The following is an 880-nucleotide window of genomic DNA, read 5'->3' as shown; positions in this document are numbered from 1 at the left end:
GAGATAGGCTTTTCGGCTGCAAGTCGCACAAAGCGATTTTGGTTGTAGAGCTGCTGAGCCACCACTGCGAAACCCACCTTCTCCAGCAACCACACCAGGTCTTCGGCGCTGAAGCGATTGTGCTCGTAGAAGTGGGTAAACTGATCCAGCAGCGTTTCCAAAGGCGTGTCCGACTGGAAGAGTTGGGCCTCTGTATCGGCATCGAAGTAGAGGCTGAGCGGGGCGCGCACCCAATCCACCAGCAAAAATCGCCCCCCCGGCTTGAGTAGACGCAACACCTCCTGCAACAAGCGCAAGGGCTGCACCATCTCGTGCAACACCACCACTGCCTGAGCTGCATCGATGCTGTTGGCCGCAAGCGGCAAGTGAGGGTCGTGCAGGTCGGCCTGCAGCAGCTGGATTCCAGGGATCCCCTTCAAATCTGCCGCCGCTCGCTCCAACATGTAGGGCATCACATCCACCCCGATGAAGTGTCCTCCGGGATAGCGTTGCGCCCACTGACCCAGAGCAAACCCCGGCCCGGTTCCCAGATCCAACAAGCGCGGTGCAGGAGGCAGACAGGGCTCGATGTGCATCTGCCAGAACTGCCAAAAAGCCTCATTAAAACGCCCCGGCGCTGTTGCCAGCATGCGCTCGCAGAAGCTGGGGCCACGGTGGTGCTGGTAGAGAAGCTGAAAGGTATCGAGGCCGGTCTGGGGCATGGCTGAAGATTGTTGAGAAAATTGCTAGAGGGATCACCAGAATTCGCTGATGGGCTGAAAAGAGCATCGGGGGATCCCCAAAAGTAAGGCCTAATGTCGGCCTAACGAGCAGTGGGAGCGCTGGAAAAGTTGGCAATGCCGGTCTCCAGGTCGCTAAAGCAGGTCAATACCTTTTCCAT

General features: G+C 58.0%; 1 protein-coding gene. It reads right to left on the bottom strand.

The genetic code is table 11. The features are described from left to right. Window positions 1-701 (bottom strand): class I SAM-dependent methyltransferase (locus tag NW820_RS12860; RefSeq protein WP_414407702.1); only part of this gene is annotated, 701 nt, incomplete at its 3' end. Window positions 702-880: the final 179 nt, after the last annotated feature.

It is taken from the genome of Synechococcus sp. R55.7, from assembly GCF_047461955.1.
Lineage (GTDB): Bacteria > Cyanobacteriota > Cyanobacteriia > Thermostichales > Thermostichaceae > Thermostichus.
Note: the sequence above shows the minus strand (reverse complement) of the source record. Positions and strands in the feature narration are given on the sequence as shown.